The organism is Streptococcus oralis (genome assembly GCF_003943825.1).
In the GTDB taxonomy this organism is placed as follows: Bacteria; Bacillota; Bacilli; order Lactobacillales; family Streptococcaceae; genus Streptococcus; species Streptococcus oralis_CD.
Map to the genome: position 1 here is coordinate 92,072 of NZ_RJNJ01000008.1, position 7,345 is coordinate 99,416.

4 protein-coding genes, 7 tRNA genes and 2 rRNA genes are annotated in these 7,345 nt (G+C 45.0%); all 13 read right to left on the bottom strand.

Annotated features, from left to right (window positions below):
- Positions 1–59 precede the first annotated feature (59 nt).
- On the bottom strand, positions 60–290 hold the full coding sequence (locus tag D8863_RS07960; RefSeq protein WP_125441601.1) for a GlsB/YeaQ/YmgE family stress response membrane protein: 231 nt from the start codon (positions 288–290) through the stop codon (positions 60–62).
- A 9-nt stretch (positions 291–299) separates the two neighbouring features.
- Positions 300–1,541 carry an aminopeptidase gene (locus D8863_RS07965; protein WP_125441602.1) on the bottom strand — a complete coding sequence of 414 codons (1,242 nt, stop codon included), beginning with the start codon at positions 1,539–1,541 and terminating at the stop codon, positions 300–302.
- Between the two features lie 21 nt (positions 1,542–1,562).
- A complete protein-coding gene (locus tag D8863_RS11080; RefSeq protein WP_185761469.1) occupies positions 1,563–1,715 on the bottom strand; it encodes a hypothetical protein in 153 nt (50 codons plus the stop codon).
- Positions 1,716–1,734: 19 nt separating this feature from the next.
- A complete protein-coding gene (locus D8863_RS07970) occupies positions 1,735–6,126 on the bottom strand; it encodes a PolC-type DNA polymerase III (RefSeq protein WP_125441603.1) in 4,392 nt (1,463 codons plus the stop codon).
- Between the two features lie 175 nt (positions 6,127–6,301).
- Positions 6,302–6,375 (bottom strand) — tRNA-Pro (locus tag D8863_RS07975).
- 15 nt (positions 6,376–6,390) lie between these two features.
- Positions 6,391–6,464: transfer RNA gene (locus D8863_RS07980), tRNA-Arg, on the bottom strand.
- Between the two features lie 76 nt (positions 6,465–6,540).
- A tRNA-Thr gene (locus tag D8863_RS07985) sits at positions 6,541–6,616 on the bottom strand.
- A 12-nt stretch (positions 6,617–6,628) separates the two neighbouring features.
- A tRNA-Leu gene (locus tag D8863_RS07990) sits at positions 6,629–6,710 on the bottom strand.
- 5 nt (positions 6,711–6,715) lie between these two features.
- Positions 6,716–6,788: transfer RNA gene (locus tag D8863_RS07995), tRNA-Lys, on the bottom strand.
- A 24-nt stretch (positions 6,789–6,812) separates the two neighbouring features.
- Positions 6,813–6,885, bottom strand: a tRNA-Asp gene (locus D8863_RS08000).
- A 2-nt stretch (positions 6,886–6,887) separates the two neighbouring features.
- A tRNA-Val gene (locus tag D8863_RS08005) sits at positions 6,888–6,960 on the bottom strand.
- Between the two features lie 4 nt (positions 6,961–6,964).
- Positions 6,965–7,080, bottom strand: a 5S ribosomal RNA gene (gene rrf / locus D8863_RS08010).
- Between the two features lie 76 nt (positions 7,081–7,156).
- Positions 7,157–7,345: ribosomal RNA gene (locus D8863_RS08015) — 23S ribosomal RNA — on the bottom strand; the annotation flags it as partial.

A 7,345-nucleotide genomic window follows, 5' to 3' on the forward strand; every position in this document is an offset into this window, starting at 1 on the left:
ATATTCAAAAGGAGGCTGGCCCAAGTGACCAACCTCCTTATTTCTAATTTTTCAAGAAACTAACTTCCTCGTCTCCAGAAAATAGCTAAGACAATCATAGCACCCAAAACAGCAGGAATAACAGCTGTTCCCGCTATAATTGGACCCCAAGTTCCAAAGAGCAAGTGGCCCAAAAAGGCACCAATCCAGCCGAGAAACATTTTTCCAAAGCATCCCATGCTCTCTCCACGATTGGTCAAAGCACCTGCCAAGAATCCCACTAGGAGACCAACAAACATACTTCCAAGCATAACTTCTCCTTAAATAGCCCAATCTCCATTGCGGAAGAGGGGTACGCGTGTGCCATCCTCACGGATACCATCGATATCCATTTGGCTAGAACCAATCATAAAGTCAACGTGAACATCTGAACGGTTAAGTCCTGCTGCTTCAAGCTCTTCTTCGCTCATCTCTGCTCCACCAACAACGCTGGTCGCATAGGCAGCACCGATAGCCAAGTGGTTTGACGCATTTTCATCAAAAAGGGTGTTAAAGAAAGTAATACCTGATTGAGAAATTGGACTCGGATCTGGTACCAAGGCACATTCACCCAAGGCACGCGCACCCGCATTTTCAAAGACAAGGTCTTTCATGACCTGATCACACTTCTCAGCAGTGATATCCACGATTTGACCGTCTTTGAAGGTCACTTTAATCCCTTCGATGATATTTCCGTTATAGCTAAGTGGTTTTGTAGAGGTTACATAACCATCTGCACGACGGAAGTCAGGAGCCGTAAAGACTTCTTCTGTTGGCATATTTGGCAAGAACCCTTCGCCCTGTGCATTGATAGCACCAGCTGATTCCCAAACGTGGTTTTTAGGCAAACCAAGAGTCAAGTCTGTTCCTGGTGCTGTGTAATGAAGGGCTGAAAATTGTTCTTTATTGAGCATTTGAGCCTTGCTCTTGAGTATAGCAGCGTGTTCTTCCCAAGCCTTAACTGGATCTGCTTCGTAGACACGGCAAGTCTTGAAGATTTGATCCCAAAGGAGGTCCACTGCTTCTTCGTCGCTTGCAGCATTTGGAAAGACCTTTTTAGCCCACTCGAGTCCAGCAGCGGCAGCTACAGTCCAGCTAACCTTGTTGGATTGAGTTGCGATACGCATTGGCTTCATAGCAAGTCCCATCGCTTTGGCAGAAGCTGAAAGCTTGTCAGCGTCTACTCCGTTCAAGGCACCTGGATCAGATGAGCGAACTCCAAGACGGCTAGCCTTGTTCTCCAAGAGATAGTTCATCTCAGCAATCTTGTATTCTGGCACATTGTCCAGACGCTCCATCGGCGCGTGGAGGAATTTCTCACGGTTAATCACATCATCTGTCCACTGAACGATAACCTCATGTGCACCTAAAGCATAAGCTTCTTTCACGATCAAATGCGCCAACTCGCGTTGCTCAACATCGATAGAAAGAGCCAAGGTGTGACCAGGTTGCACATTAATTCCATTCGCAACCAACAATTTCGCATATTTTTCTAGATTTTCTTTAAAATTTGGTAAAACCATTTTTTTCTTCCTTTTCTATTGTTATTTCTCTTTAAACAGAGACAACAGGCTAACTGCTGCCACAGTGCCGCAAATCAAAGCGGTCATTTTCAAAATCGTATCAGGATCAAGATCCAGCTGGTAATCAAACACCTTCTGCGCTGGCTTATCTTGAGCGAAAATGGTAAGTTTCATAAAAACCTCTTTCTATATTTTAGAAAAACTCATCAAACAAACTCAACTGGTTATCCTCTGGCATATTGCCCAGAATCCCCATTTCATCCATCTTTTCAACCAAGGTTGATGAAAGTCCACCACGCTTGCGCAGTTCTGTCTTAGAGAGGAACTCACCCTCTTCACGCGCACGCACCAACTGCTTAGCAACGTTCTCTCCCAGACCATCCATTGCTACAAATGGTGGGATGAGGGTATCTCCATCAATGATGAATTCAGTCGCATCACTACGATAGAGGTCCAACTTGCCAAACTTAAAGCCACGTTCCCACATTTCATTGACAATCTCAAGAGTTGTATAGAGGTCAATTTCCACATTAGAGGCTTCATTATTCTTCCGTTTTTCAGCGATCTCTTCCATTCTACGCTTGATGGCATCCAAGCCGGCACCCATGGTCTTGATATCAAAGGCCTTGGCGCGGATAGAGAAGTAAGCACAGTAATAATAAATCGGATGGTGAACCTTGAAGTAGGCTACACGCAAGGCCATCATAACGTAGGCTGCCGCATGGGCCTTAGGGAACATATACTTGATTTTTCCACAGGATTCGATATACCACTCTGGTACCTTATTGGCCTTCATAGCTTCGATATAGCCATTTCTCTCCTCTTCGGAAATCTTCAGCCACAAACCTTTACGCACTCGTTCCATGATGGTAAAGGCCATCTTAGGTTCGAGACCCGCATGCATGAGGTAAACCATGATGTCGTCCCGACAACCGATAACGGTTGATAGGTCCGCAATCCCTTGCTTGATCAAATCCTGAGCATTTCCCAACCACACATCGGTACCGTGGGATAGACCTGAGAGCTGAAGCAACTCTGCAAAAGTCGTCGGATGCGTCTCGTCTACCATCCCACGTACAAAGTTGGTTCCAAACTCTGGAATCCCCAGCATCCCCGTCGGTGTACCGATTTGCTCCGGCGTCACGCCAAGCACATCCGTCCCAGAAAAGAGGGCCATCACGCCTTCATCATCCATAGGAATTTCATTAGGGTCAATCCCAGACAAATCCTGCAATTTCCGAATCATGGTCGGATCATCATGACCCAGCACATCGAGTTTGAGGACGTTCTCATCGATATCGTGGAAGTTAAAGTGAGTGGTCTGCCATTCAGCGGTCACGTCATCCGCTGGATACTGAACAGGTGTAAAGTCGTAGACATCCATGTAGTTAGGAATAACAACGATTCCCCCGGGGTGTTGTCCTGTTGTACGCTTGACACCGGCAGCGCCTTGAGCAAGACGTTCCACCTCTGCATCACGATAAAACTTCCCATAGTCTCTCTCGTAGCCCTTGACAAAGCCATAGGCAGTCTTGGCAGCCACCGTACCAACCGTTCCTGCACGGAAGGCATATTCCTCACCAAAGATATCACGTACATCCAAGTGGGCGCTAGGCTGGTCTTCTCCCGAGAAGTTCAAGTCAATATCGGGAACCTTGTCCCCATCAAAACCGAGGAAGGTCTCAAAGGGAATATCCTGCCCATTTTTGCTAAGTTTATGACCACAGTTTGGACAATCCTTATTGGGCATATCAAACCCTGAACCGTAAGAACCATCCGTGATAAACTCACTATACTGACACTGACCACAAACATAATGAGGAGAGAGAGGATTGACCTCCGTAATCCCAATCATGGTCGCAACAAAACTGGACCCAACAGACCCACGAGAGCCAACCAAGTAGCCCCGTTCATTGGAACGTTGCACCAGCATCTGCGATGCCAGATAAATCACGGCAAATCCATTCCCCAGAATGGAAGTTAATTCTTTTTCAATCCGCAAATCAACAATATCTGGCAGCGGATTTCCATAAATCTCAAAAGCTTTCTTATAGGTCAACTCAGCGACCGTTTCTTCAGCCTTGTCGATGAAAGGTGTATACAAGTCACCTTTAACAACCTCAACAGGCTCAAAAATTTCTGCCAAGGCACTGGTATTTTCAATAACCAATTTGCGTGCTAGATCTTCGCCCAAGAAGGCAAATTCATCCAACATCTCATTAGTCGTTCGAAAATGAGCTTTCGGAAGAGGAGCTGGTTGGGCATGTTCACCATGACCGATGGTTCGGTTAATCATAGCTCCTTGCCCCAAACTACGTACGATAATTTCACGGTAAATCTCTTCTTCCGGTTCGATATAGTGGACATTTCCCGTAGCTAGAACAGGCTTGCCAAGACGATCCCCAACCTCTATCAAACTCTTGATAATAGTCTGGAGTTCCTCCATATCCTTAACCTGCTCCTTGGCAATCAAGGGAGCATAGATAGCTGGTGGCATAACCTCGATAAAGTCATAATACTTGGCCACCTCAACCGCCGCATCCACACCTTGGGAAACAACTGCGTCGAAAACTTCACCCTCTGAACAGGCTGACCCTAAAATCAAACCTTCCCGATGGGCATCTAGAACTGTTCTCGGAATCCGTGGCACCCCTTCAAAATACTTGGTGTTAGACAAAGAAACCAGTTTAAAGATATTTTTTAGACCTACCTGATTCTTGACATAAATAGTCGCATGCTTGATCCGAGCTTTTTTATAAGAATCTGGACTGATTAGATCAATGTTGAGTCTAGCCAAGTTAGTCACACCATGTTTTTCTGCTACCTCTTTGATAAAGATGAAAAGCAGACGACCAGTAGCTTCCGCATCGTAATTAGCCATGTGGTGGTGTTCAAGTGCCACACCAAAACGCTTGGTCAAAGGCCCCAAACCATGACGTTTATACTCAGGATAGAGATTTCTAGCAAACTCCAGCGTATCGATAACTGGCTGGCTAATCTTAGGCAGACCATAACGCTCATAGTTGGCATTCATAAAGCCAACGTCAAAGGTAGCATTGTGAGCAACTAAGACTGTATCCTTGCAAAACTCTTGGAATTCTTGTAAAACTTGTTCCAGTGGTTTGGCATTTTTGACATGATCGTCTGTAATACCTGTTAATTCAGTAGTAAAGGCTGATAAGGGATGCCCAGGATTGATAAATTCATCAAATTCGGCAATAACATTTCCCTTATACATCTTAGAGGCCGCAACCTGAATCAGGTCATTATAGATGGCTGAAAGCCCCGTCGTTTCCACATCAAAAACCACATAGGTAGCTTCTGACAAGTCCATCTCCACTTCGTTGTAAACGATAGGGACACGGTCCTCCACAATATTGGCTTCCATTCCATAGATCAGCTGGATTCCAGCTTTCTTGGCCGCCTTATAGCCGTGTGGGAAAGATTGAACATTTCCATGGTCCGTGATGGCAACCGCCTTGTGTCCCCACTTAGCAGCTGTCGCAACGATCTCCTCTACCTCTGGTAAAGCATCCATGGTCGACATGTTGGTATGAGCATGAAACTCAACCCGACGCTCACCTTCTGGCATCAAATCCTTCCGCTCATAGTGAACAACTTCCTGCACATCCTGGACGTTCATGGTCAAATCACGTGTGAAGTTATTCATCTCCACATTCCCACGAACTCGGAGCCAAGAATTCTTCTTAATGATGTCAAACTTCTGAGCCTCTTCCTCATTCTTAACCCATTTTTGCATTGAAAAACTTGAAGTATAATCCGTCATTTTAAAATTGATCAAAACGCGACCAGTTCTGGTCACCTTATGCTCCACATCAAAAACGACCCCTTCAAAGACCAGGCGATTTTCCTCAGTCGTCACGTCGATCATCTGGGTAACTTCAGCCTTATCTAGTTTAGGCTTGACCGCAGCCTTTTTAGCGTGAAAATCAAAGGCTGGCTTCTCTTCTACTGGAGGAGGAGCCATTTGTTCCAGTTGCTCCATAGCCCGGAGCGCTTCCTCATTGGCAGCCTGAACGATTTGTTCATTCTCGGTATGGAAGGCTTCCTCCTGCTCTTGTGTAAGAGCATCATTCTTTTCTATTTGACATACAAAAGCTGGAAAACCAAACTTTTCGAGTTGCTTTGCCAAATTAGGAAGATGATTCATCTTAAAGTGCTCCTTATCAATCGCCTCTGAACCTTCAATAATGAGTTGATTTCCCTCCGCACGAACTTGCAAGTTCTGGTAAAGAGATTTAAACCCTTGACTTGCACACGGACCTTCAGAAAAAGCCTCTCTATAGTAGGCTTGTAAGAGTTCATTTGAAAATTCTAGAGAGAGAACCTTGATTTCGAAAACAGCTCGATTCCCTGTCTTAGAAAATTCTTCACTAAGCCTTTTCTTTAACTCTAAAAAGATTTCAATCGGTAAAATATTAGAAAAGACAAAATGAAATTCCCAAATCTTACTAATTTTATGAACCACAACACGCTCAATTCTGGCATCAACAAGAGCAGGATCCCGTCTCAATTGATCAGAAATTCCTAGTTGATTCATTAAAATTTCAAACTTACTTGACATTCATTTTCCTCACATTATTCTCTTACTATTTTACCATAATTAAAGAAAATATATGACTAGTACCATTCCTTAAGCACTGCTAGTTTACACAAATTTGTTCCGTAAACAAAAAAGAAGACTCTCAGAATCTCCTTAGTAAATAAAAAAAGATACCTTTAAGTATCCTCGTAATCAATCGGGAAGACAGGATTCGAACCTGCGACACCTTGGTCCCAAACCAAGTACTCTACCAAGCTGAGCTACTTCCCGCGTTAAATAAAAAAATGCACCCTAGAGGAGTCGAACCTCTAACCGCCTGATTCGTAGTCAGGTACTCTATCCAGTTGAGCTAAGGGTGCTCATCATTATATGCCGAGGACCGGAATCGAACCGGTACGATCGTTACCAATCGCAGGATTTTAAGTCCTGTGCGTCTGCCAGTTGCTACATGACTTGAACACGCGACCCTCTGATTACAAATCAGATGCTCTACCAACTGAGCTAAGCCGGCTACTTTCTATTATGCGGGTTAAGGGACTTGAACCCCCACGCCGTTAAGCGCCAGATCCTAAATCTGGTGCGTCTGCCAATTCCGCCAAACCCGCAAATATGACCCGTACTGGGCTCGAACCAGTGACCCATTGATTAAAAGTCAATTGCTCTACCAACTGAGCTAACGAGTCTAAAATAACTTCCGTTATCTTAAACGGTCCCGACGGGAATCGAACCCGCGATCTTCGCCGTGACAGGGCGACGTGATAACCGCTACACTACGGGACCTATGGGAGTTAACGGGATCGAACCGCTGACCCTCTGCTTGTAAGGCAGATGCTCTCCCAGCTGAGCTAAACTCCCTCGAGCTAAGCGACTTCCATATCTCACAGGGGGCAACCCCCAACTACTTCCGGCGTTCTAGGGCTTAACTGCTGTGTTCGGCATGGGTACAGGTGTATCTCCTAGGCTATCGTCACTTAACTCTGAGTAATACCTNCTCAAAATTGAATATCTATCAAATACCAAGAAAACCTCACACTTCGTATTCTCAGTTACTTTGGATAAGTCCTCGAGCTATTAGTATTAGTCCGCTACATGTGTCGCCACACTTCCACTTCTAACCTATCTACCTGATCATCTCTCAGGGCTCTTACTGATATAAAATCATGGGAAATCTCATCTTGAGGTGGGTTTCACACTTAGATGCTTTCAGCGTTTATCCCTTCCCTACATAGCTACCCAGCGA